Genomic DNA, 23,833 nt, shown 5'->3' on the forward strand with positions numbered 1-23,833 from the left:
GTCATATTATTCCTTCCTCATTCGCATATCAGTTATGTGTGGTGTTCATTGCCGCCGCCAATGCCCCTTGCAAGCCCAGCCGCGTGTTAGTAATCAGGTAAATGGGCATTTGCTGCACCAAAGCCGACATCCTGCCCTTGTCAAAACAGGCATCCAGAAAACGTTGTGTCTGTAACCACGGCTGGATGCGGGCAGAAACGCCACCGCCAAGATACAGCCCGCCGCGCGGCTGGTATAGCAAGGCGATGTTGCCAACCCAGTTGGCATACAAGTCAGTAAACAATTCCATCGCAGCGACCGCCACCGGATCGCCTTCCAGCGCATCGGCATTCACCAACGCCCCATTACGCCCAGCTAAAGCAGGTGGGATTTCCCCCGTCATATCCTGTAAACAGAATTGGTAAACGTAGTTAACGCCGGGGCCAGACAGCACCCGTTCCCATGAAACATGACTCAATGATTGCCGCATGAAAGCCAGCAAGCGTTCTTGTTGCGCATTGGCGGGGGCAAAATCGGTATGCCCACCTTCGGTAGCAAACGTATGGTAACGGCCTGTAGCATCGACCTGCATCCAAGCCAACCCCAAGCCTGTGCCCGCACCAGTAATGACACGAACCGCACCCTCGCCCGGTGAAGCCGCATTCAATACGCTGTAATCCGCCGCTGTCAGTGTTGCAACACCCTCGGCGGCGGCTTGAAAATCATTGATGAACAAAAGTCGCGGTGTTGCTAGCTGCGCCTGCAAGGTGGCTTTTTCCAACGTCCAGTCTAAGTTGGTCAGGCGAATTGGCTTGCCGTCTTGCACCGGCCCCGGCAAGGCAAGGCAAACTGCCGCTGGCTTAGCTGCCTGTCCGGCATCGGTATAGAATTGGTGCAACAAAGCCTCAGCACTGGCAAAGTCGGCACTGGCGTACACCCGCTCAAAACGCACTGCCGCGCTTCCAGCCGCATCCACGCCTGCCCACGCCAACCAACTCTTGGTTCCGCCAATATCGCCCGCGATTATATCCATGCACTACCTTGTGGTTTATATCTAGTCTATTTGTACTGGCTATAGTTTGATGCTACCAGTTTACTGTTGCCATTACCCTGCGGCAGATCAAGGTATTAGCCCTTACACAGCTTAATCTGCGTATTGCCGATAGTGGTTAATCAGTCCATTGGTGGACGCATCATGCGTTTGCACCGCCTCCGCTGTATGAAGCTCTGGCAAAATGCGTTTCGCCAGTTGTTTGCCCAACTCCACACCCCATTGGTCGTAGGAGTTTAGGTTCCAGACAATTCCTTGCACGAAGATTTTATGCTCATACAGGGCAATCAACATGCCCAAGCTGTGCGGGGTTAGCGCATCCAACATCAGGGCATTGCTTGGATGGTTGCCTGCAAACACTTTGGGAGCCAGTGGCTCGGTTGCACCACTGGCGATGGTTTCTTCCAAAGTACGTCCGCACATCAGCGCTTCGGTCTGGGCAAGGAAGTTTGCCATCAGGATGTCATGGTGTTCGCGCAATGCGGTGGGAGGCGTGGCGGAAATGATGAAATCTGCCGGGATCAGCTTGGTTCCTTGATGGATAAGCTGGTAGAAGGCGTGCTGCCCATTGATGCCAGTAGCGCCCCAAATGATCGGGCCGGTGGATTCTGTCACCGGGTTGCCATTACGGTCGACCGACTTACCGTTGCTTTCCATGTCAGCCTGTTGCAGGTACATCGGCAGGCTGCGCAGGTAATGGTCATACGGCAGGATCACTTGCGATTCCGCGCCGAAATAGTTGTTGTACCACACCCCCAGCATCGCGAGGATGACCGGCATATTGCGTTCCAACGGTGCTGTACGGAAGTGCTGATCCATCGCATGTGCGCCAGACAGCAAGGCAATGAAATTTTCCATCCCCACCGCCAGCACAATCGGCAAACCAATTGCTGACCACAGCGAGTAACGCCCGCCGACCCAATCCCAGAAACCGAACATATTTTCCGGGTCAATGCCGAATTCCATCACCGCAACACGGTTGGTGGAAACCGCCACGAAATGCTTGGCAATGTGCGCCGCATCCGCCGCGTGTTGCAGGAACCACGCACGCGCATAGTGCGCATTGGTCATGGTTTCTTGGGTAGTAAAGGTTTTGGAGGCCACGATGAACAGCGTGGTTTCAGGATTGAGGTTTTCCAGAATCTCCACCACGTGCGCACCGTCCACATTGGACATGAAATGCAGGCGTAAATTGGGGTGGCTGCACGCTTTCAACGCTTGGCAGACCATTTGCGGGCCGAGGTCGGAACCACCAATGCCGATATTGACCACATCCGTAATGGCTTTGCCGGTGTAACCCAGCCATGCGCCGCTACGCACCCGCTCACTGAAAGCGCCCATGCTATCCAGCACCGCATTCACGCCGGGCATCACGTCTTCGCCATCCACCATCACCGGGGTATTGCTGCGGTTACGCAACGCCGTGTGCAGCACCGCACGCCCTTCGGTATTGTTGATCTTTTCACCACCAAACATGCGCTCACGCCAGCCCGCCACATCGGCGGTTTCCGCCACCTGCATCAGCAGTTGCAGGGTCTCGGCAGTCACGCGGTTTTTGGAGTAATCCAGCAAGATTTCGCCCACTTGCAAGGAGAAATGCTGAAAACGCTCAGGGTCTTGCGCAAACAAATCACGCAGGTGGGTGTTTTTGATCGCTTGGTAGTGCGCGTCCAGATTAGCGTGGGCTATGGGCATGATCTCTCCTCATTTTCGTTACCGGCACGATGATTGTTGGATATATGCAAATACTATGCCGGAAGATAACAGCGCTGCATTGATATAGCGCACATTGCCTTTCTTATGTTAGGGGGATTTTCCGCGAAACCACATGAAGGTGCAATGAACTTTTGCCCGATCGACGACACAACCAACCGCCCATCGGTAAAAACGAACAAAAAGCGAAGATACAGACGGAATTTTTGATTTGCCTTCCTGCCCCGAGATTGCCTATAGTTGGTTCGTGTTTTGTTCGGTTTGCCAGGAAGGAAATGAAAATGCTAACACGAAGACAACAACAAGTGATGGAGATTATCCAGTCCCTGTATGCCCGTAACGGGTATCCCCCGACCTTGGATGAAATCGCCATCGCCAGCGGGATCAATACCCGCAGTACCGTTCACCAACATGTGCAAGCGCTGATCCGGGAAGGCCGCTTGCAAGAAGCTGCGGGCAAGCGTGCCTACCGGATGCCCGAAGCGGCAGTGGCGCGTCACCCGCAAATGCCCCTCAGCTTACCCCTGATGGGACGGATCGCCGCCGGTAAACCGATTGAAGCCATCAGCGGACGCGATGAGATCAATCCTACCGACATTTTTACCGGACAAGGACGTTACGTGCTGGAAGTACGCGGCGAATCCATGATCGACATCGGCATTATGGACGGCGATTTCGTGGTCATCCAACAGCAGGAAAACGTGCGTAATGGCGAAATCGTGGTGGCACTGGTTGCCCGCGAGGAAGCCACCCTCAAGCGCATCTATTACCTGCCGGATGGACAAGTCGAACTGCGCCCAGAAAACCGCACGATGCAAGCGATGGTGTACCCAGCAGAAAGCGTACAGGTACAGGGAAAAATGGTTGGCTTATTCCGCAGTTATTAAAGTTTTCACACGTTCAAACAGCCCGTTGCCCGACGGGCGGCCCTTTGGGGCAGTTGCAATCCGGCGCTGCCCATTTTTTGGAGACATTACGATGAATATTGATAGACAAACACAGCCGCCAATCCCCTTGGGCAATAGCACCAACGAATTGGCAGATTTACAAGCCTTGCAAGACAAACCCGAATGGGAACAAGTCTGGAAAGTCACCCGTGCCTTACTGGTCGTGTGGGCAGTCGCCGTGTGGGCATTACTGATCCTGCTGCCCGGCGTGGGGCAAATCAGCAATATGGCGAGCGCAACGTTGCATCTACCTTACATGCTGATTGGTTTGGCGTTAGTGGGAGCGGTGGTGGCAGCGCACAGTCTGAAAGCCGATGGGCATTTGCTGTGGTTTCTTGGCGTGCTTTTGATGTTGGCAGGTTGGATTTAAAAAAACGGCGTGAAGAAAGCGGCAACTTTCAACACGCCTGATTCCCGCATTCATAGGATACAAATCACAGGAGGGTTTCATTATGACTGATTCTGATACAAACACCAAATTTGACCGACCAACGCACTTGGTCGCCACCAAATCCCTGCGTGACTTACTCGCAGACTTACGCAAAGCCGAAGCATGGCTATTGCTGGCGGCCTTAGCGGCCTTCCTTGCCTCGGCATTTTTCGTGGTGAAATACTTTGTCGGCGGCGACATGAACCCCGCTGGCTGGACGGGGGAACAATGGGCAAATGGGCTGATGGGTTTGGGGATTACGGCAGTCATCACGGCAGCGCAGGCATTCCTTTATGCCAGCGGTTACAAAGGCCCCGCAGCAGTGGCTGCCACGATCATTGTGGTGTTTTTCGGCATGTTTTCGGAAGTTTCCCAATCCATGGAGCGGGAGGATGCCACAGTACGCCACCGTTCGGAAAACTCACCCGTATTCCAAGCTGCGCTGGGTAGTATTGGTGCAATCACCAGCACTGCCACCAGCATTTCCCCCGAGCAAAAGGCACTGGCAGATGCCAACGCCCAATTGCAGCACTGGCAAGGCTTAAGAGGCGGGCGCAGTAAATATTCCAGCAGCGCCATCGAGCGGAATATTACCCGCTACCAGCAACAAGTTGCCTCACTCTCCCAACAAACCAGTTTTCAAGGGGAAAACCGGAACGCCCTGCTGAGTGGCGCGATTGCCCAAGCCAAGGCGTTGGAATACGACGAGGATAAGCATTACGCCATGATCCGCCTGATCAAAGGCTTGTTCGGGGTCGCGGGCATCTGGGCATCATTCATGTTTTCGGTGATCATCATCGGTACGTTTGAATACGCTTTCCACTTTGTCGGGGCTTACGTTGCTGACCACAAACAGGCATTGCGGCTGCTGGGGCGTGATACCCAAGGTGATTTGATCCATCCGGCAGGTGAAACTGCGGAAACTGCTTTGGCTGGTATCCCTAAAGATTACGGCAATGGTGCACGCAATGAGTATTTAAACTGGGTAACGCCGGAGCGTACCGATACAGTAGACACCAGCAATACGCGGGTGCAAACGGTAGCCGAAACACCTGTTACCCCAGCAGTGGAAATCGAACGGGCAGAGCCAGCACCCGCTAACGTCAAGGACATGACCCGTGAGCGCTTTTTCCGCCTGATTTACACCGAAGTCCGCTCGCGCATCATCAACAGCGGCCTAAAACCCACCGTGCGCCCGGTAACGGAAGCGGTGACGGATGTAATCCGCCACCATACCCAAGCACTGGGTTTACAGCCTTCGTTGATTGGCAAACCGGAACGCCAGAAAATCGCGGAAAAGATTCTGGAAAAGCTGGAACACGAAGCCGTGCTGGAACTTAACCACGAGCAGGGCATCGGTAAACCCAAATACCGGCTGGCAAACCGCTGGGCAAACCGACCACCACCGGAGATACCTGTCACCGCCCATATGGCGTAAAGGCTTTTCCGCATTGACGCCCGTGGGTGTATCATGACCCTTTGTCCCTGATCTGGCTGCAATTTACAGCCAGATCGTCTATATAGAGAGGTACATTTACGAGTGTCTTTTGCGGAAACGTCATGAAAAATAAATTCGTCGCCAGCGTGGCAGGGCTATTGTTATCGGTCGTGGTGGGCAGTCAACCCGTCATTGCTGCGGGTACTTACGGGCCAACAGCCGCGCAAGAAACACTATGGAGCATCTCCAGCCGCTTACGCCCAACCTATACGGTCAGTACCCAACAGGTCATGCTCGCTATCCGGGCGAAGAATCCGCAATCGTTTACCGCCTCCAACATCAATGCCCTGAAAAAGGGTTCTGTGCTCAAACTGCCATCCTTAGCAGAAATCGAGCAACTTAACCGCACCCAAGCACTGCACACCGCACGGCAACATAACAGCAACTGGTCAGCAAGCACCAAACCCGTTGCCAGCAAACCCAACAATAAGGCGACCCCAGCCCGCGTTGCCGCCCAGCCACGCAAAGCCACGCTTGCCAATGCCCGTAAAACCCAGAAATACCTCAAGCATGAAATCAGCAGCCTGCGCATCCAACTCAAAAGCGAACAGAGCCGCAGTGCAAAACTGACCGCCCAAATCAAGGCACTGCAAGCATCCGGCAAAAACCCAGCGGGTTCCAGCGCCGACCTAGACAAGCTGCGCTTGGAAGTGACCGACCTGAAAGCGGTGCTGGAAGAAAAAAATAACCACATCCAAAACCTGCAAGCCTCACTGAAAGAAGCCAGTGACGCAATCAAACGCCAGTACGCTGACAATCAGGTATTGCAAGAAAAACTCAAAGCTGCGATTCCCGGCCTAACACCGCCAGCACCCAGCAAAGCAGGGGAAAAACCGCAACTAACCCTCTCCGGCGTTGGCAACCAAACGCCAGCAACTGCCACTGACGGTAAACCGCCCGTATTCACCGACCAATTGGGCAGTTCCCCCAATGCCGTCCCGCTGAAAAGCCTGCTGGCGCAACAACAGCAGCAAGCCCCCGTTGTTGAAGAACCACAAGCAGCCCCCACCCAGCAGCCAGTTGCCCAAACAGGAGTACCTGACAAGGGGCAAGCCAGCACCAAGGGCAACACACCCTCACGCCTGTCGCTTATCATTGCCCTGATTTCACTGCTATTTATCTTGGCATTGTTATGGCGGGCTTTCAGCCAGCAACGCACCCTGCGGCGAGAAACTGACAGTTACGCACCAAGCGACACGCCAGACACCATCCGCACTGCGGCGAATGACCCCATTACCCTTACCCAACAAAAGCCGGACGGACGCCAAGAACCTGACATCGCGTTCTGATTGCAGTTTTTCACCAAGGCATGTGGATAACTGGCAAGCCTTATCCGGCAAGCGGGGGGATTTTTCCGATAAATTCTATTAGTGGCATCCCCCGCTTTCTGCTAATAGACAGAATTACCCGATAATCGGCTTGATTTTGCGGATGAGCGCTGCATTTTTGAATAATCTATAGAAATTTCCGGCATTTGTTGGCAATCTGCCCACCGATACGATTACCCACCACCCTTGCACATCCTGTGGATAACATCGTGGATAATTGTGAATATCTTTCCGCATTCAAGACAAACGAGGACTAGATGAAATACGACGTTTACGGCATCGGCAACGCGCTGGTCGATAAGGAATTTGAAGTAACCGAAGAATTCCTAGCAGCACACGGCATCCAGAAAGGCATGATGACCCTGATTGACGAGCCAACCCAACAGCGTTTGTTGTCAGGGCTGATTGAAACTTTCGGCCTGAAAAAACGTGCCAGCGGCGGTTCGGCTGCCAACAGTATCGTGGCAGTCAGCCAATTCGGCGGCAAAACCTTCTATGCCTGCAAAGTGGCGAATGACGAATCGGGCGAATTTTACATGCACGACCTCCATGCCGCTGGGGTGAAAACCGGGCTGGATCAGGTACGCTCCAATGCCGACGGCGTTACTGGCAAATGCATGGTCATGGTCACACCCGACGCCGAGCGCACCATGAATACATTCTTGGGCATTACCGCAGACTTTTCCGAAGCCGAACTGCATTTGGATGAGTTGAAACAGGCACAATACCTGTATATCGAAGGCTATCTGGTTACATCCGACATTTCCCGCGCGGCGGCGCTGAAAGCCCGTGAAGTAGCAGCAACACACGGCGTCAAAACTGCCATGACCTTTTCTGACCCGGCAATGGTACGGTTTTTCCGCAATGGCATCGACGAAATGCTCGGCTCAGGCGTGGATATGCTGTTCTGCAACCACGAAGAAATGTCCGTATTTACCGGCAAAGAAGATATGGAAGAAGCACTGGCAGCGATCCGCCCTTTCGCCAACAAAGTGGTGGTGACGCTGGGCAGCAAAGGTGCGCTGGTGGTTGATGACAGTGGACGCACAGAAATTGCCGCCTACCCGGCTGAAGCCATCGACACCAATGGTGCGGGCGATATGTTTGCAGGCGCGTTCCTCTACGGCATCACCCAAGGCATGGATAATGCGCAAGCGGGCAAACTGGCAAGCATGGCGGCTTCACGCATCGTGTCCATCTTTGGCGCACGCCTGAGCAAAGATACACATCAGGAAGTGCTGGCGGCTATTTAAGCTTTTCCGCGTAAGACACCGTATACGCCTGCCCCTGCTTGAGCTTGTCGAAATTACCGAAAGTCTCTTTCAGGTTGCGTTTCATGTATTCGCGCAGGCCGTTGATGGTGACGAGGTAAATCCGCCCACCCGGCTTGAGGTGGTGTTTCATGTCGTGCAGCAGGATGCTCATCATTTCCTTGCCAACTTTGGCAGGGATATTGGAAGCAATCACGTCGAAGCGTAAATCCTTGTCAATATGCTGGAAGCCATTGCTGAGCATGGCTTTGGCATTCGGCAAGCGGTTCAACGCTGCATTGCGGTTGGCGTATTCCACCGCCATGAAATCCTTGTCCACCATCAGCGTTTGGCCTTGGGGGGCAAGTTTCGCCATCGCCAATCCGACCGGACCGTAACCGCAACCGAGGTCGAAGCAATCATCCGCCGGATTGATTTCCAAATATTTCAACAGCAAATCCGTGCCGTCATCAATTTCACGCGGGGAAAAAATGCCCCACGTCGAGAGGAAGGTGAAAGGCTGCCCACACAACTCCACGTCAAAGCGGATGTCGTCGCGCAAACTTTTTGTGTAGGGAATATCAGCCATTCGTACAGCGCCTATATCAAAGATTTTGCCATCAAGAAAGTGTATGCAAACGCGCCCAAGCCCGCCAACCACAGCACGATGGCTGCTGGTTTGCCTAAGCCCGGTTTCAGGGCAATCACGCCCAGCACCACGTAAACTGCCAAACCCACCGCCTTGATGGTGACGAAACGGTCAAACCCATGCGAACCACTCAGTGCCATCCACAGACCCGTTCCCAGCAGGATCAGCATCGCCAATGAAGCGCTTGCCAGAGCAGATTTACCGCTTACTGCCGGATTGCCAGTCAGCATCCAAAAGCCCCGGATCACGTAAATCGCCAGCGACAGCAACGCGATGATGACGTGAACCTTGAGTAAAAAGGTATTAATGTCCATGTGGTGTTCCTCCTAAAGTTATTATTGCAGTGCCTGAAAAATTTGCTCCGCTTGCGTAGCAGCCTCCTCAACCCGCTCCGCGAGCGTGCAGTAATGCCCCATCTTACGACCGGGGCGGGCTTCACGTTTGCCGTATAAATGCAGCTTGGTATTGGAGCTCTGCAACAGACTTAACCAGTCTGGTTGCGTTCCGTGCCACACATCACCCAGCAAATTGACCATCACCACCGGGGAAAGCAGGCGGGTATCGCCGAACGGCAAGCCGCATATCATGCGCACCTGCTGCTCAAATTGCGAGGTAACGCAAGCATCCAGCGTGTAATGCCCACTGTTGTGGGTGCGCGGCGCCATTTCATTGACCAGCAGTTCGCCCTTTTTGGTGACGAAAAACTCCACCGCCATGACCCCAACGAATTCCAGCTTGGTGGCAATGCGGGTCGCGGCAGCTTGGGCAGATTGTGCCAACTTCGGGTCAATCCGCGCCGGAACGATGGTCTGGTGCAAAATGCCATTGCGGTGCTCGTTTTCCGCTACCGGGAAACAACGCACTTCGCCGCCAATACTGCGGGCGAGGATCACGGAAATCTCGCGTTCCAACTCCACCCGCTGTTCCAGCACGCAAGCTACGCCACCCATTTGTGCAAACGCCGCTTCCGACTCGGCAACGGAATGTACGGTGGCTTGCCCTTTGCCGTCGTAACCGAAACGGGCGGTTTTGAGAATCGCGGGAAAAGTGACGAGTTCTTTCGCCGCTGCGCCAATATCAACCGCCGTGCGGATGGCAGCAAACGGCACGGGCAGCAAACCGCAACTGAGCACGAATTCCTTCTCCACGATGCGGTCTTGCGCCATTTCCACCGCACGCGCTGAGGGGCGTACCGGGCAGAATTGGGCGAGGAACTCCAGCGTTTTTGCCGGGATATTCTCGAATTCGGTGGTGACAACATCGCATTGTTTGCCAAACAGCGTTAGGGCAGGCTCGTCGTCATACGCAGCAATAATGTGTTCGTCGGCAAGCTGTGCGGCAGGGCTGTGCTGGTCAGGTTCCAACACAATCACGCGGTAGCCGAGCGTGCGGGCTGCAACGGTAAACATGCGCCCGAGTTGCCCGCCGCCGAGCATTCCGATGGTTGATCCGGGAAGTAGTGTCATGGAGATTAGTGGGTTAGTACGGTAAAACAAACGCGAAGGATACAGCAAAGCAGATCATGAAGCATCAACGCAGCCAACACTGGAGCATATCCTGCAAATCTTTCATCGCAAACGGTTTAGTGAGGAAATCATCCATGCCTGCCGCGAGACAGCGTTCGCGTTCACCCTCAATCGCGTGGGCAGTCAGGGCAATAATGGGTAAGGCACTGGGCAGCTTAAACTGGCGGATACGGCGAGTCGTTTCATAGCCATCCATTTCCGGCATACTCACATCCATCAACACCAGATCGAAAGTTTGTTGTTGCACCTGTTCAATCGCCTGTTTGCCGCCACCCGCAACCGTCACTGTCATGCCCAACATTTCGAGCAAACTGGACGAGAAAAATTGATTCAAAGCATCATCGTCCACCAGCAGGATATGGGCAGGACGCAGTGACAGCATGACTGGTTTCTCGTCAGATGAAGGTTCTGAGCGCGGGAAGGAGAGGATAAAGCTGAAACAACTGCCGCGACCCGGCGAACTTTCCAACACCAGTTCCCCACCCATTTGTTTCACCAGCCGCTGGCTAATGGTTAACCCTAAACCACTGCCGCCATAACGCCGTGCAGTGCTGCTATCCGCTTGGGAAAAGGGTTGGAACAGGTTGTGTTGCTGTTCCGTGGTCATACCAATGCCGGTGTCCGTGACCGCGAACGCTAGGGTGATAAGGTCAGTAGCGTTGTTTTCCGTTAAGACGCTCAGGGTGACATTGCCCTGTTCGGTAAACTTGATGGCGTTGCCCAATAAGTTGATCAGGATTTGTTTCAAGCGCGTCGGGTCGCCTTGCAACCAGAGCGGGTGGGCAGGCGACTCGATAGTTAACGCCAACCCTTTGTCACCAGCCTGCCCCGCGAACAAGTTGTCCAACGCTGTGATGACAGCTTGGAGGTCAAAGGGTATCTGCTCCAAACGCAATGCCTGTTGCTCAATTCGGGAAATATCCAAAATATTGCCAATCAGGGTCAGCATGTGCCCGGTAGCAATTTCCAGTTTTTCCACATAGCTTTGTTGCTGCGGTGTTAGCCCAGTATCACGCAGCAATATGCCTGTTCCCACCACCGCATTCATCGGGGTACGCAACTCGTGGCTCATGGTGGTGAGGAAATCGCCCTTCGCCTTGTTCGCCGCATTCGCACTTGCCGCCTCTTCGCGCAAACGGCGTACATGATCAGCTTGTGCCAATGACAACATCAAGGCAAATAGTGCCATACTGAGTATCGTTAGCGAAAATAGTGCATCATTCAGCTCTGTTGGTGAAAATCGTTCTGTTATCAGCGGCGGTATACCAAATGAACTCAAAATAGAGGGCATAACACCCAACACCAGAATCCACAGTGCCCAATACAGCTTGGGATTCACGTATACCTGCAAATACCTCAAGCGTAACGCTGCCAACAGGATCAGTAAGCCAATGACAATGAATATTGCGTTGAACCAAAGTGAGGCATAAGGCAACCAAAGGATATTGAGCAGACAAGCGACTGATACCCATAACATTCCCCGCAACCCCAGATCAATCAGCGGTGTGTGGCGCGATGTACCTAATAGGTGGCGAATGAATTTCACCGCCCCCAGTGCTGCGACATAACCAAAACTGGCATACAGGCGTTGATAATCAGGGAAGACACCCAAGTATTCGTGCAACAGCCCGCCCGTATTGCGGTTCAGTTCTAGTGTTGACCCCAAAATCGCCACACTCAACCAACCGTAACTACTCTCCCGCAGACTGGCAAACAGCAACAGGTTATAAATACCCAAGGCCAATAAGCCACCGCTCATGAGGGCAAAAAAAACGACCAAGCGAATATTTGAACGGTGTTCTGCTTGACTGAAACGCAATACGCAGCTCAGTGCGTCACCTTTATTCTGAACACGCACATACAGGATGTGTTTTCCCGGCGTTGTCAGCGGCAATGGGTAGGTGTAATACAGGAAATAGGGTTCAGTTTGCAGTTGAGCTGGTACAACCTGTGGTGTGGCGTCGGTTTGCCAGTAAGCCTCCACCGGGGCTTCCATCATGTTGAAGACTTGCAAATACCAGTGCTGCCATAGGCTGGATTGGTTATCAACGTGTACCCGCAACCAAAAAACATCCTCAGTAAGCCCTGGCCTGAATCCAGCTTCCCCGGTGTTACTGAATTGATTGGCATAAATAGGGGAAGCCACCTCAGCAATAGTCAGCTCCCCATTAGGGTCACGCAAAAAATCAAGATGGGTGTCGAGCGAGACACTCGGCTGCTTATCCGTCAGGGTGGTTAGCGGTGCAGCACCAACCCCACTTGCCATCAGCCACAAGCAACACAGAAAAACAAGTTGGATCAGGCTGGTTTGCACCGCAGTCTAACTACGGTTATTCCGGGGGCAATAGCATATTCATCGCGTGTTGACGTTGTTCTTCACGGAATTGCGCCAGCTTTTCTGCCAAAACCGGGTCGTTATTGGCTAGCATCGCTACCGCAAACAGCGCCGCATTCGCAGCACCGGCTTCGCCAATCGCAAACGTGGCAACAGGAATACCTTTCGGCATCTGCACAATTGAATAGAGCGAATCAATCCCATTCAAGGCGCGACTGGTGACGGGTACGCCTAAAATCGGCACAGTCGTTTTTGCCGCCAGCATTCCCGGCAAATGTGCCGCACCGCCAGCGCCCGCAATGATGCACTTTAAGCCGCGTTCACGCGCAGTTTCGGCGTATTCAAACAGCAAATCGGGGGTACGGTGGGCGGAAACGACACGGTATTCGTGCGCAATACCAAACGCTTCCAGTTGTTCGACGGCTTTGGACATGACGCTCCAGTCGCTGTTGCTTCCCATGACAACGCCAACGACTACGGCTGAACGGGGTTGGGTCATGATGCTACCCTTATTTCCTGCAAAATCTGATATTATACCGTGATGTACCCTTTCGCACTATTTGATTACGGCAATACCCATACAATGGATACAACAAATACTCCAGCAACCGTCTTTGAAACGGCTATTACCTCCCTTCCCCTGATCGCTCGCGGCAAAGTTCGGGACATTTACGCAGTTGATGACCAGCACATGCTGATTGTCACCAGCGACCGCCTGTCCGCCTTCGATGTGATCATGCCCACGCCGATCCCGCAGAAAGGGGTAATCCTCACGCAGGTTGCCAACTTCTGGTTCGGGTTGCTGCACGATGTCATCCCTAACCATTTGAGCAATATGACACTCGACGATTTGCCGTTAACTGCCGAAGAGAAAGCCACTTTGCAAGGCCGTAGCATCATCGTCAAACGCCTGCGCCCCTTACCTGTGGAAGCGATTGTGCGTGGCTACCTGATTGGTTCCGGCTGGAAAGATTACCAACAAACTGGCGCGGTGTGCGGCATTACCCTGCCCAGCGGTTTGCAAATGGCTGACCGTTTACCCGAACCGATTTTCACCCCTTCCAGCAAAGCGGAAGTCGGCGCACATGACATCAACATCAGCTTCGCCGAGATGCAAACCCAAATCGGCGCAGAGCTGGCGGAACAAGTGCGCAGCGTCAGCTTGGAACTGTATAACCGCGCCGCCGAATACGCGCTCAAGCGTGGCATTATCATTGCCGACACCAAATTCGAGTTCGGGCTAGATGCTGACAATAAACTGGTGCTAATCGACGAAATCCTCACCCCTGATTCCTCACGTTTCTGGCCTGCCGACCAATACAAACCGGGCATTAGCCCACCGTCATTCGACAAGCAGTTCGTGCGGGATTATCTGGAAACACTGGATTGGGGCAAAGTTGCACCGGGGCCGGTGTTACCTGTGGAAATTACTGAAAAAACAGCGGCAAAATACCGCGAAGTTGCTGACTTACTAACTAAATAACAGGGCTAAACCATGCGCGTATTGATTACAGGGGTTGCTGGCTTCATCGGGATGCACCTCGCACTGCAACTACTGGAACGTGGCGATGAAGTGGTCGGGATCGACAATTTCAACGACTATTACGATGTCACGCTGAAAGAGCGCCGTTTGCAGCGCGTGATTGACACAGCTACTACCAATAAATTCAAATTCATCCGCATGGACATGGCTGACCGTGAAGGCATGGCTAAACTGTTTGCCGAGGAAGGCTTGGATGCAGTGGTAAACCTTGCGGCACAAGCCGGGGTGCGCTATTCCATCGAAAACCCGCTAGCTTACGTGGACAGCAACTTGGTGGGTTTTGCGCACATTCTGGAAGGTTGCCGCAATAATGGGGTGAAACATCTGGTGTATGCGTCGTCCAGCTCGGTGTACGGCGCAAATGAATCCATGCCGTTTTCCGTGCATGACAACGTAGACCACCCGCTATCGCTGTATGCGGCTTCCAAGAAAGCCAATGAGCTGATGGCGCATACCTATTCGCACTTGTACGGCTTACCGACCACAGGGCTGCGCTTTTTCACGGTGTATGGCCCGTGGAGCCGCCCGGATATGGCGATGTTCAAGTTTACCAAGGCAATTTTGGCGGGGCAGCCAATTGATGTGTTCAACTACGGCAAACACCGCCGTGATTTCACCTACATCGACGACATTGTGGAAGGCGTAATCCGCACCCTCGACCATACTGCCAGCCCGAACACGGTCTGGAGTGGGATGAAACCCGACCCCGGTACAAGCAAAGCCCCGTGGCGCGTTTACAATATCGGCAACCAAAATCCGGTGGAGTTGATGGATTACATCCGCGCCATTGAAGATGCCTTAGGCATGAAAGCCGAGTTGAATTTATTGCCACTGCAACCCGGTGATGTGCCAGATACTTACGCAGATGTCGATGCCTTGGTGCAAGATGTCGGTTATCGCCCCAGCATGTCCGTCGATGAAGGAACTCGCCGCTTCGTGGCGTGGTATCGGGAATACTACGGGGTATAAAATTACCATTGAGGCTAGGTTATGCAAGATATTCATTCATCTCGCTGGCTTGACCGCCTGCTGGAGCGGTCGCCGGATTACGCCAGTTTCGCACTGGTCATAACCTGTGGCTTCCTGCTGGCTCGGTTGGTGTGGGCATTATTCCCCGCCAATCCGACCGTACCCGTGGGAGATATTCCCGCAATGGATGGCATGTCCTCCCCTGCTGCAACCCAAAACATGGGTGAGAAAATTGCCAATTTCCACCTGTTTGGGCAGTACTCACCCAATAAGCCCACCGCGCCCGTGGACAGCAAAAAGCTCCAAGACACCCAACTGGCACTGAAACTTCAGGGTGTCTATGCCCGACCGGGTAAACAAGGGCAAGCCGTGATTGAGGAAGGCGGGCAGCAGCACGTGTATGCCATCGGGGAAAACATCGGCAATTCCGGCTCAGTACTGGAAGAAATCCACATGGATCACGTGGTGCTCAAGCGCAATGGCAATCTGGAAAAACTGCAATTGCCGGAAGCAAAACTGTCGGGCAGGGGTGGCGCTCCCATGCAAGACATGCCGGACGACCAATCAATGCCCATCATGGATGATGCAGCCAATATGGGCGGCGTTATTCCCCCGCCCGACATGGGCGTTCCCGACATGCCGCCACCCGATATGCCACCGCCTGACATGGGCGTAGTACCTGCCGAAGCCCCCGCGCAACCGGATGCTGGCGCTAATTTATCGAGCTTCCGTGACGCCGCTTTAAACAATAACGCCAAATTACTGGAAGCTGTTAGCCCGCAGCCTTACGAGGCCAACGGTAAGTTTCTCGGCTTCCGCCTCATGCCGGGCAGCAATCCGGGGCTGTTCAATAAGGCAGGGCTTCAGCCCGGTGATATTGTGACTGCCATCAATGGCACAACGCTGGATAGCCCCGCTGCCGGTATGCAAGCCTTGCAATCGGCTTCGACGGCCTCGCAAATTAGCTTGAGCGTTACCCGTGGCGGGCAGCAAATCAATTTGCCGCTGTCATTCTGAGTTTGCCAATTCAGCGAAAACCAGCCCGTATTTTTGCAGGTAAACCCGCAGCCGGTGCGAATCATTACTGCTAGCCCGCTGGGTACGGCTCACATTGAACAGCGTTCGCCCCGCTTCCGCCAAACTCTTGCTGGCACGGCATACGCGCACCACCTCCGCCAATTGCGCTTGGTCGAACTGGTCAATACCCGCCAACACTTCCGCACCCAATACTTCACGTAACAGGCTGGCAGCATCCGTCGCAGCAGGTGGCTGGAAACTGCCCCAATCGTAGCGCAGGCGCTGGATTTCCCCATTCAAGATTTCTTCGGTAATGCGCCCGCCACTCGCCAGCGTTGCCATGCGCGTGATACTGGAATTGAGGTCGCGGAAATTCGCCCGCCATGTGGCTCGCGGTGAATGCGCAAACGCGAGGTATTGTTCCCGCGCCGCTTTGTTGAAGCTGACTTTATGCCCAACTTTGCGGGTGAATTGCTGCAATTCATATTCGATATTGGCTTCCAAATCTTCGAGGCGGTGGCGCAAACCGGGGAGTTCATACGTCCACAAGTTGATACGAGCCAGCAGGTCTTCACGGAATTTGCCGTCGCGCACGCGCTGGAACAGGTCGCGGTTGGTTCCGGCAATCAGTTGGAAATCGCTGCTGGTTTCCTTGTCGCTGCCGAAGGGGGTAAACACTTTATCCTCGATGGCGCGTAACAGCATCGCCTGTTCGTCCAGCCCCAATTCGCCGATTTCATCCAGAAACAGCAAACCTTTATCAGCTTCACGCAGCAAGCCCGTGCGGGCGGTGAGTGCGCCCGTGAATGCACCCTTCACATGCCCAAACAAGGCGGACATGGCATTGTCGCCGCGCAAGGTGGCGCAGTTGACTTCCACCAGCTTGCCGCTGACTTGCCCGCGCTGTTTTTTCAGCTCGAAAATGCGCTTAGCCAAACGTGACTTGCCCGCCCCGGTTGGCCCCGTCAATAAAATCGGTGCGGCGGAACGGATCGACACCTGTTCGAGTTGCGCAATCAGGGCGTTGAAAGCGGCGTTGCGGGTTTCGATGCCACCTTTCAAATACGCCATGCCCTCTTGCGCTTCGCGTTCAAAACGGCTGGCAATTTGGTCGTAACGCGACAGGTCGAGGTCGATGACCTGCATCTCACCTTGTATGCCATCCTTACTCGGCGAGGTTTGCAGCAATTTACCGGGGATGTAATTCGCCTCAGTCAGCAGGAACAGGCAGATTTGCGCGACGTGCGTCCCCGTGGTGATGTGCACGTAGTAGTTGTGCTGTTCCGGGTCGAAACGCTGGCTGCGGGTGAATTCGTGCAACTGGCTGTACACCTGCCCGAAATCCCACGGGTCGGCGTAGTCCACCACGTAAGGCGTAATGCGGGCTTGCGGGGCAAGTGCTTGCATATCGCGCACGGTCAAAGCGGCAAGTTCGGTTTCATCCTTGTGATGGATCAGCACAAACTCATCCACCGGAAATTGCGGCTGCATGAGGATGCCGACCGAAGGCCGCCAGCGCGAATGGCGGCGGTTGCCCAAACCTTGGTGGTCAAGACGCGAGCCGAGGATGCCGATAACGGTATTGCTCATGGGAATACCATTACCAACGGTAAGTCACGCCCGCGTAGCCACCCCAAACCGTACTGCGCCCCACGATTGGGCTATCGCTAATCGCCTTACCGTAGTGGGTGACATCAACCCCGCTGAGCAAGGTCAGCTTGTTGCTCAACGGGCGCTCAAACGTCACGCCCGTTTTCAGCGCCAGCGCATCACCCGCCTGATAAGCCGCACGGCCTGCTTTCACATCAGTCGCATTCACCCCCACGTAATAATCGGTCAGCTTGGCGGAAAGCCATTGCGCTTCGGCATAAGGGCGCAATGTCGCTTGGTGCGGCGCAGGGTTATAGGTATAACGCACTTTCGCTTGCGCCCCTTTGTGCGCCCCTGCCACATCTTGCGCCAAATCAACGGAAGTCACGCCGGAAGCCAGTTTCCACGCGCCGCCTACGCGCACGTTAACCGCCCGCTTGAGTTTGTGCATGTCACTGAGGGTAGTGCTGTCGCCACGTTCGTGATCCCATTCATCCAAGCCCGCGCCGACATAAAACTCGCGTTCCGGGGTTCTGTTGAAAGACCACGCCAAACCCGCAATATCAAACCCACTGGTGTCGTGCGTCACTGGCAGGGCGCTAACTTTCGTATCACCACCCACAAACGGCGATTGGTTGGCAGTTACTGCCAAACCCACATCCCATTGCGGGGCGGCGGCTTGATCGGCGTGCGCGTACAACGGAACAGCTAGGAAAAAAAGTGGAAGGAGTTGATGTTTCACGGGAGCCTCGCATGTTTAAGATAGGGCACTATCAATCCAGATAGGTTAGCAGAGAATCCAACTTTAGCCAAACCGCCCAGAATATAATTTTACACCTTGTATTTCATGCAGATAAAAGCCATACCATAAAGCTGGCACAGCCTTTGCAATACTTTCAACGTAACTCACAAGGCAACAAGGAAAATACCATGACCATCACCGCCAATTACGAAGTCCTGCACGAAACGGGTCACGTTCCGGTTAAATCGTGGACACGCGGGGTCGCTTTCGACGACAACTCCAAACAACAGTTGCTGAACATGGCGCAGATGCCCTTCATCCACAAATGGATTGCGGTGATGCCGGACGTGCATTTGGGTAAAGGTGCGACCATCGGCAGCGTGATTCCGACCATTGGCGCGGTGATTCCGGCTGCGGTCGGGGTGGACTTGGGTTGCGGAATGATGGCGGCGAAAACCACTTTGAAAGCCAGCGACTTGCCCGATTCGTTGGAGGCGTTACGCAGCAAGATTGAGCGGGCGGTTCCACACGGGCGCGGTAGCAATGAAACGCTGCGTAACCGCCGTGATCCGGGTAGCTGGGGACAACCGCCGGAAGATGTGCTGGCAAAATGGCTAGCGTTGAGCGAAGGCTTCCAACGCTTGTGCGAAAAGCATCCTTTCCTGAAAAACACCAATAACCTGAACCACTTGGGAACGTTGGGAACCGGCAACCATTTCATCGAAGTGTGTTTGGACGAAACCCAAACGGTGTGGGTGATGTTGCACAGCGGTTCACGCGGGGTCGGGAATGCCATCGGTTCGCATTTCATCGAACAGGCGAAAAAGGACATGGAGCGCTGGTTCATTAACCTGCCGGATAAGGATTTGGCCTACATCCCGGAAGGCAGCGAGCATTTCCGCGATTACGTCGAGGCGGTCGGTTGGGCGCAAGATTTCGCGCAAGCCAACCGCGAAGTGATGATGGCGCGTACCCTGCAAGCGATCCGCGAGGTGTTGCCGATGCCGTTTTCCGCCGATGTCGAAGCGGTGAATTGCCACCACAACTACATCCGCCGCGAACACCACTACGGGCAAGATGTGTGGGTAACACGCAAAGGCGCGGTGAGTGCGCGGGCGGGCGAAATGGGCATCATCCCCGGCAGCATGGGGGCGAAATCCTTCATCGTGCGCGGGCTGGGTAACGCCGAAAGTTTTTGCAGTTGCAGCCACGGCGCAGGGCGCGTGATGTCACGCACCGAAGCCAAACGCCGCGTGTCGCTCGACGAACATAAGCTCGCCGTCGCCGGGGTGGAATGCCGGGTGGATGAGGCGGTGATTGACGAAACGCCGTCCGCTTACAAGCCGATTGACAAGGTGATGGCGGCGCAGAGCGATTTGGTGGAGATTGTGCATACGCTGAAACAAGTGTTGTGTGTGAAGGGGTGAATATTGATAATTAGCTTGGCAAATAAATAGTCGCTAGAATACGGGAGGCAACGTCAAGCATCCCGTATCTAGCTGCATCATTGCTGAGCATATGTTATTGATAATGAGTGAAATATGTTATGAGTGATACGACGAATAACAACTACAAGCCTCCATTATATAGAGGCCATCCTATCCCGCTAACTAGCCTTACCGAAGATTCATTTGAGGATTTTGTTTATCAAACGCTCGTAATACTTGGCGAGCAGAAAGGATTTCAAGTGCAATCAGGACGCCAACCCTCAGGTGATCAGGGTTTCGATTGTACAGCCAAAACGCAATCAGGCTCTTTAGTTTGCATACAGTGCAAACGTTATACTGACACCTTATACACAGATACTGTTGCAAAAGAAATTATCAAGGTTGCTTTGGATGGAGTTCTGAACACATCAACACCAAAACAACATTACATAATTACATGTGGAGAAGTTGCTGGAAAACTACGAAGACAGCTTAGGCAGCCTCACTACAAAGACCTAAAAGAAAAATGTGAAGAGCTATTAGATAGTCCTGATTTTGCAAATTTAATTAGAAAAGTTCAAGATAGGTCGATCTCACCATTTGAAACTATAGTTCAATACCTTGATTCACTAGATAGTTTTTTCGTATGGTCAGGTGTGGACTTTGAAAATGAAATGAGTGTAATTTGGAGCAAATTAACCAGCATTTTAGAAAAACATTTTGCCCTAGAACTTGCCTTTAAAGAACATCCTCGGCCAGACTTCAACCTTTCAGACTATATTCATTCAATAGATAAAAATAGCTCACACCTTGTTCCACTACAATATCAACAAAGTAATCTACCAGAAAAATTAAGTTACCTTGGAGAGCTTGAAAAGCATACAGGAGTTGTTTTTTCAAATACCACCCTGATAAGCCACTTACAACATGGAAAAAAAATAATTATTTCATCGAGCGGAGGAAGCGGTAAATCTTGCTCACTTGCCATTATTGAAAATGAGCTAATAGAACAAACCAATGATATTAAATTTATACCAGTTAAAGTAAGTTTGAGAAGTTATTCAAGAAATACACTAGACAAGACCATAAAAAAAAGACTTGGCATCAGCTATGGTTCTTGGAAAAGCTTACCATTTAAGTTTATTTTTTTATTCGATGCTTTAGATGAGATGCTTCAACATGATACGCAAGCATTCATCGATGAACTTGAGGAAGTGACAAAAGGATACAGTTTTGTAATAACTCTTAGAAATACTGGACTAAACATAGAAACATCATTAACCTCAATAAGTTTTTGCATTTCAATTTTACCCCTTTCCTATCGCAGTGCCTTTGAAATAGCTAAACACGCACTGGATGATAATATATTGGAAGGCTTTTATAGCGCATACAGAGAAAGGCTTAACTCCATAGGTTATAACTCACTATCATCTCCGTTCGCTTTAAATTTAACAGTACAATACTACAAGGAAAACAAGAGACTTCCAGATAATATTGAAGAATTGCTAGACCATTGGGTAAACTCTAAAATAAGCCATGATGCAAAAAAGGTCAATAACACTAACAACAAGGTTAATAAAATTCCCACAAAATTCATCCGAGAAGCATTCGCCCTACTGCTTTATAAAAGTCGAATTGATAATAACTTATCTTTCATTCCCAAAAATAGCTATGATGAAATTCTAATGGATGTTTATGACGAATTAAAATCATCAAAATCATACATTTCCAGATATTTAGATTTTTCCGAGTTTACTGATATAATCCTTCATTATGAACTCTTAAAATTAGGCGAGGATAACTTTTATTCAACGCCGCATCCTATAATTTCCGACTATTTAATTTCAAAACTATTTGCCGAAAATTGGCGCAAGCACTCTGAGAAGCATTTAATTAACTCACTTCAAGATGTCTGGTATTTTTCGAGCAACCACATAAATAAAAAAGATCATGTAGATTTTATGCAATCTATTTTGTCATTCGATTTAATTCTAGGTGCTCAAGTTAGTAGGAAACTTGGTGGAGAATGCATTAGTATTGCTGAAAATGAGCTATTACTAAATGAGCAAAGTGAGAAAATAATCACTAGAGGACAAGCCATTTCTGCTTTAGGAATATTAGGTACTGATGCTAGTTTGAATAGACTTAGATCTGATACCAACCTTTTAGATGAGCACCATCTTTGGCTAAGGCTTCGTTCATTAGCTGCCTATGGTGATCAAGATATATTGAGAAAGGTGCTCAAAGAAAAGGAAATGGAGGCACAAATGCCTTTTAAAGCATCTGGTGGTAACTATGACATATGGTTTAGCGCTCCCCCAATAGTATTAACCAATATTGCCCGATCTCGATTAAATGATTGGTTAACAGATAAAAATTTACCTTTGTGCATGTGTTTAGAGATTATAGAGCTTTATGGGGATAGTTATGATATTAAGATATTACTAACGGTCATCAATGAAACAGAAAATGAAAAAGAATTTCACCACGCAGCTAAAGCAATATTTATCATTGATAGTAAATCCCTTATTACTGACTTAAAAGAAATTACTAAAAATGATCATCGCTTTTCATATGAAGCCAAAAAAATTCTATTACAGCTTGGGATAAAATCCGATATTCATGATGAATTTACATTTCTAATTGAGCAAAGCAAAAAGAATGAAGCAGAAATAGCAAATCAAAACACAATTATATTTTTAGATAAACTTGTTGATTTTTTATGTAATTTTGAATTAACTGAAGATCAAACTAATGTCTTAGTTAGTACATACAACAGTTTGAATTTCAGCCAAGACTTTTATTACTATGGCTTACTATGGTCTTTAGCTTCTAAAATGAAGCTAAGCAAGTTCATTCCTATTGCAGAATCAGTATTTAAAAATAAAAATCCAGACAACATACATCGCGCCATAAATTATTTATCACATATGGACGCAAAAAATATATCTCCTGAATTTTCAAGAGCCATAGATCAATATTACTGTGAATTAGAAGACTCAAGCTATGGCACTAAAATTTACTATGTAAAGCACTACTTAAATCAAGGTAGAAAAGATAGAGCTTATGAGATAATCAAACAATCAATATCGGAGATTCTCTTAAAAATAGAACCTGACAAGCTTAGTCGTAATGAGTATATATCATTTAGCAATAGTCAAATAATTTTTTTCTTTTTAGATAGCAATATTGCAAATGAATTATTACTGCCAAATGATACATCTTTAAAATTTCTTTTATTAGATACAAATACCTCCAATGATAAATGCAGAGTTATTAAAAAAGCAATTCTAAGCAAATTAGATATACTAATAATTGAAAGCTATGTGAGAAAAATAAAAGACAGCTCTGTTAAACTTTATGTTTTAGCTTACTTACTAGAAAATGATCTAATCTCCAACCAGATACAATATCTAAAAAGCTGTCTTCCAAACTTACTAGCTCATCACATGTTTCACTCTGTTATTGAAAAAGTATGTGACAGAACATGGGGTGACGAACTCGCAATGTTTTTCTTGTCATGCTTTGTTGAACAGGAGTGGAACCCTGTGACTGCTCAAATGTTTAACAAATTAACAAATTTCTTTGCTGAAAAATTCACAGAAGAACAACTACTTGCTTTCGAGAGCAAAAGAGAAAAACCTATCAATAAATTGATTGAACGTATTTATAGAATATGGTTGGAGGTTAATGGAGTTGTCTATAGGGATAATTGAGTCTGTCAAATAAACTGTGTAACAAATTTTCATAGGGCGGAGAGCGGGACGCGCTCTTCGCCGAACATGAGTAAAAAGGTCTGCAAAGCAGGCTTCCAGTGGTGGATAACCGACCACTTTTGC

Annotated in this window: 19 protein-coding genes; 10 read left to right on the top strand and 9 right to left on the bottom strand. The window is 50.9% G+C overall.

The genetic code is table 11. The features are described from left to right. Positions 1–28: 28 nt before the first annotated feature. Positions 29–1,012 (bottom strand): glucokinase, encoded by a 984-nt coding sequence (glk, locus tag PHE17_RS01475; RefSeq protein WP_301014028.1) that lies wholly within the window; start codon positions 1,010–1,012, stop codon positions 29–31. Positions 1,013–1,123: 111 nt separating this feature from the next. Then, positions 1,124–2,725 (bottom strand): glucose-6-phosphate isomerase, encoded by a 1,602-nt coding sequence (gene pgi / locus PHE17_RS01480; protein WP_301014029.1) that lies wholly within the window; start codon positions 2,723–2,725, stop codon positions 1,124–1,126. A gap of 299 nt (positions 2,726–3,024) precedes the next feature. Between pgi and lexA the strand changes: the two genes are divergently transcribed. From lexA to PHE17_RS01505, 5 genes are all read left to right on the top strand, one after another. Further along, on the top strand, positions 3,025–3,630 hold the full coding sequence (gene lexA / locus PHE17_RS01485; RefSeq protein ID WP_301014030.1) for a transcriptional repressor LexA: 606 nt from the start codon (positions 3,025–3,027) through the stop codon (positions 3,628–3,630). A 91-nt stretch (positions 3,631–3,721) separates the two neighbouring features. Next, positions 3,722–4,060, top strand: coding sequence for a hypothetical protein (locus PHE17_RS01490; protein WP_301014031.1), 339 nt, complete (start codon positions 3,722–3,724; stop codon positions 4,058–4,060). 82 nt (positions 4,061–4,142) lie between these two features. Further along, a complete protein-coding gene (locus PHE17_RS01495) occupies positions 4,143–5,558 on the top strand; it encodes a hypothetical protein (protein WP_301014032.1) in 1,416 nt (471 codons plus the stop codon). A gap of 122 nt (positions 5,559–5,680) precedes the next feature. Next, positions 5,681–6,907 carry a FimV/HubP family polar landmark protein gene (locus tag PHE17_RS01500; RefSeq protein WP_301014033.1) on the top strand — a complete coding sequence of 409 codons (1,227 nt, stop codon included), beginning with the start codon at positions 5,681–5,683 and terminating at the stop codon, positions 6,905–6,907. Positions 6,908–7,203: 296 nt separating this feature from the next. Beyond that, complete coding sequence (locus tag PHE17_RS01505) at positions 7,204–8,199, top strand: adenosine kinase (protein WP_301014034.1); 996 nt, start codon at positions 7,204–7,206, stop codon at positions 8,197–8,199. Here PHE17_RS01505 and PHE17_RS01510 read toward each other — a convergent pair. The 5 genes from PHE17_RS01510 to purE form a co-directional block, all read right to left on the bottom strand. Beyond that, complete coding sequence (locus tag PHE17_RS01510) at positions 8,192–8,785, bottom strand: methyltransferase (protein WP_301014035.1); 594 nt, start codon at positions 8,783–8,785, stop codon at positions 8,192–8,194. The genes PHE17_RS01505 and PHE17_RS01510 overlap by 8 nt on opposite strands. A gap of 11 nt (positions 8,786–8,796) precedes the next feature. Beyond that, on the bottom strand, positions 8,797–9,159 hold the full coding sequence (locus PHE17_RS01515; protein WP_301014036.1) for a SirB2 family protein: 363 nt from the start codon (positions 9,157–9,159) through the stop codon (positions 8,797–8,799). 21 nt (positions 9,160–9,180) lie between these two features. Further along, positions 9,181–10,311 (bottom strand): 5-(carboxyamino)imidazole ribonucleotide synthase, encoded by a 1,131-nt coding sequence (locus PHE17_RS01520; RefSeq protein ID WP_301014037.1) that lies wholly within the window; start codon positions 10,309–10,311, stop codon positions 9,181–9,183. Positions 10,312–10,375: 64 nt separating this feature from the next. After that, the gene (locus PHE17_RS01525; RefSeq protein ID WP_301014038.1) at positions 10,376–12,685 is read right to left on the bottom strand and encodes a hybrid sensor histidine kinase/response regulator; all 2,310 of its coding nucleotides are present in this window, start codon (positions 12,683–12,685) and stop codon (positions 10,376–10,378) included. Positions 12,686–12,701: 16 nt separating this feature from the next. Continuing rightward, entirely contained in the window at positions 12,702–13,205 is a 504-nt protein-coding gene (gene purE, locus PHE17_RS01530) for a 5-(carboxyamino)imidazole ribonucleotide mutase (protein WP_301014039.1), read from the bottom strand. An 84-nt stretch (positions 13,206–13,289) separates the two neighbouring features. Between purE and PHE17_RS01535 the strand changes: the two genes are divergently transcribed. Genes PHE17_RS01535 through gspC form a run of 3 tightly spaced genes read left to right on the top strand, consistent with a single transcriptional unit; the run spans position 13,290 to position 16,235 of the window. Continuing rightward, positions 13,290–14,189 (top strand): phosphoribosylaminoimidazolesuccinocarboxamide synthase, encoded by a 900-nt coding sequence (locus tag PHE17_RS01535; RefSeq protein WP_301014040.1) that lies wholly within the window; start codon positions 13,290–13,292, stop codon positions 14,187–14,189. 12 nt (positions 14,190–14,201) lie between these two features. Next, positions 14,202–15,218 carry an NAD-dependent epimerase gene (locus PHE17_RS01540; RefSeq protein ID WP_301014041.1) on the top strand — a complete coding sequence of 339 codons (1,017 nt, stop codon included), beginning with the start codon at positions 14,202–14,204 and terminating at the stop codon, positions 15,216–15,218. 21 nt (positions 15,219–15,239) lie between these two features. Beyond that, positions 15,240–16,235 (top strand): type II secretion system protein GspC, encoded by a 996-nt coding sequence (gene gspC, locus PHE17_RS01545; RefSeq protein WP_301014042.1) that lies wholly within the window; start codon positions 15,240–15,242, stop codon positions 16,233–16,235. Here the strand turns inward: gspC and rtcR are convergent. Together rtcR and PHE17_RS01555 are read right to left on the bottom strand one after the other, a co-directional pair. Continuing rightward, the gene (gene rtcR / locus PHE17_RS01550) at positions 16,227–17,825 is read right to left on the bottom strand and encodes an RNA repair transcriptional activator RtcR (protein ID WP_301014043.1); all 1,599 of its coding nucleotides are present in this window, start codon (positions 17,823–17,825) and stop codon (positions 16,227–16,229) included. The two genes, gspC and rtcR, sit on opposite strands and share 9 nt — an antisense overlap. A 10-nt stretch (positions 17,826–17,835) precedes the next feature. Next, positions 17,836–18,567, bottom strand: coding sequence for a MipA/OmpV family protein (locus PHE17_RS01555; RefSeq protein ID WP_301014044.1), 732 nt, complete (start codon positions 18,565–18,567; stop codon positions 17,836–17,838). A gap of 188 nt (positions 18,568–18,755) precedes the next feature. On the opposite strand from PHE17_RS01555, the gene PHE17_RS01560 reads away from it, so the two are divergent. Further along, positions 18,756–19,994, top strand: coding sequence for an RtcB family protein (locus PHE17_RS01560; RefSeq protein WP_301014045.1), 1,239 nt, complete (start codon positions 18,756–18,758; stop codon positions 19,992–19,994). A 119-nt stretch (positions 19,995–20,113) separates the two neighbouring features. Next, entirely contained in the window at positions 20,114–23,710 is a 3,597-nt protein-coding gene (locus PHE17_RS01565; RefSeq protein ID WP_301014046.1) for a restriction endonuclease, read from the top strand. Positions 23,711–23,833: the final 123 nt, after the last annotated feature.

The organism is Thiothrix sp., assembly GCF_028714775.1.
Classification (GTDB): domain Bacteria; phylum Pseudomonadota; class Gammaproteobacteria; order Thiotrichales; family Thiotrichaceae; genus Thiothrix.

Excerpts from the sequence above, each read along its gene's own strand:
- glk (WP_301014028.1), bottom strand. The coding sequence starts at position 1,012 with ATGGATATAATCGCGGGCGATATTGGCGGAACCAAGAGTTGGTTGGCG.
- pgi (WP_301014029.1), bottom strand. The coding sequence starts at position 2,725 with ATGCCCATAGCCCACGCTAATCTGGACGCGCACTACCAAGCGATCAAA.
- lexA (WP_301014030.1), top strand. The coding sequence starts at position 3,025 with ATGCTAACACGAAGACAACAACAAGTGATGGAGATTATCCAGTCCCTG.
- PHE17_RS01490 (WP_301014031.1), top strand. The coding sequence starts at position 3,722 with ATGAATATTGATAGACAAACACAGCCGCCAATCCCCTTGGGCAATAGC.
- PHE17_RS01495 (WP_301014032.1), top strand. The coding sequence starts at position 4,143 with ATGACTGATTCTGATACAAACACCAAATTTGACCGACCAACGCACTTG.
- PHE17_RS01500 (WP_301014033.1), top strand. The coding sequence starts at position 5,681 with ATGAAAAATAAATTCGTCGCCAGCGTGGCAGGGCTATTGTTATCGGTC.
- PHE17_RS01505 (WP_301014034.1), top strand. The coding sequence starts at position 7,204 with ATGAAATACGACGTTTACGGCATCGGCAACGCGCTGGTCGATAAGGAA.
- PHE17_RS01510 (WP_301014035.1), bottom strand. The coding sequence starts at position 8,785 with ATGGCTGATATTCCCTACACAAAAAGTTTGCGCGACGACATCCGCTTT.
- PHE17_RS01515 (WP_301014036.1), bottom strand. The coding sequence starts at position 9,159 with ATGGACATTAATACCTTTTTACTCAAGGTTCACGTCATCATCGCGTTG.
- PHE17_RS01520 (WP_301014037.1), bottom strand. The coding sequence starts at position 10,311 with ATGACACTACTTCCCGGATCAACCATCGGAATGCTCGGCGGCGGGCAA.
- purE (WP_301014039.1), bottom strand. The coding sequence starts at position 13,205 with ATGACCCAACCCCGTTCAGCCGTAGTCGTTGGCGTTGTCATGGGAAGC.
- PHE17_RS01535 (WP_301014040.1), top strand. The coding sequence starts at position 13,290 with ATGGATACAACAAATACTCCAGCAACCGTCTTTGAAACGGCTATTACC.
- PHE17_RS01540 (WP_301014041.1), top strand. The coding sequence starts at position 14,202 with ATGCGCGTATTGATTACAGGGGTTGCTGGCTTCATCGGGATGCACCTC.
- gspC (WP_301014042.1), top strand. The coding sequence starts at position 15,240 with ATGCAAGATATTCATTCATCTCGCTGGCTTGACCGCCTGCTGGAGCGG.
- rtcR (WP_301014043.1), bottom strand. The coding sequence starts at position 17,825 with ATGAGCAATACCGTTATCGGCATCCTCGGCTCGCGTCTTGACCACCAA.
- PHE17_RS01560 (WP_301014045.1), top strand. The coding sequence starts at position 18,756 with ATGACCATCACCGCCAATTACGAAGTCCTGCACGAAACGGGTCACGTT.
- PHE17_RS01565 (WP_301014046.1), top strand. The coding sequence starts at position 20,114 with ATGAGTGATACGACGAATAACAACTACAAGCCTCCATTATATAGAGGC.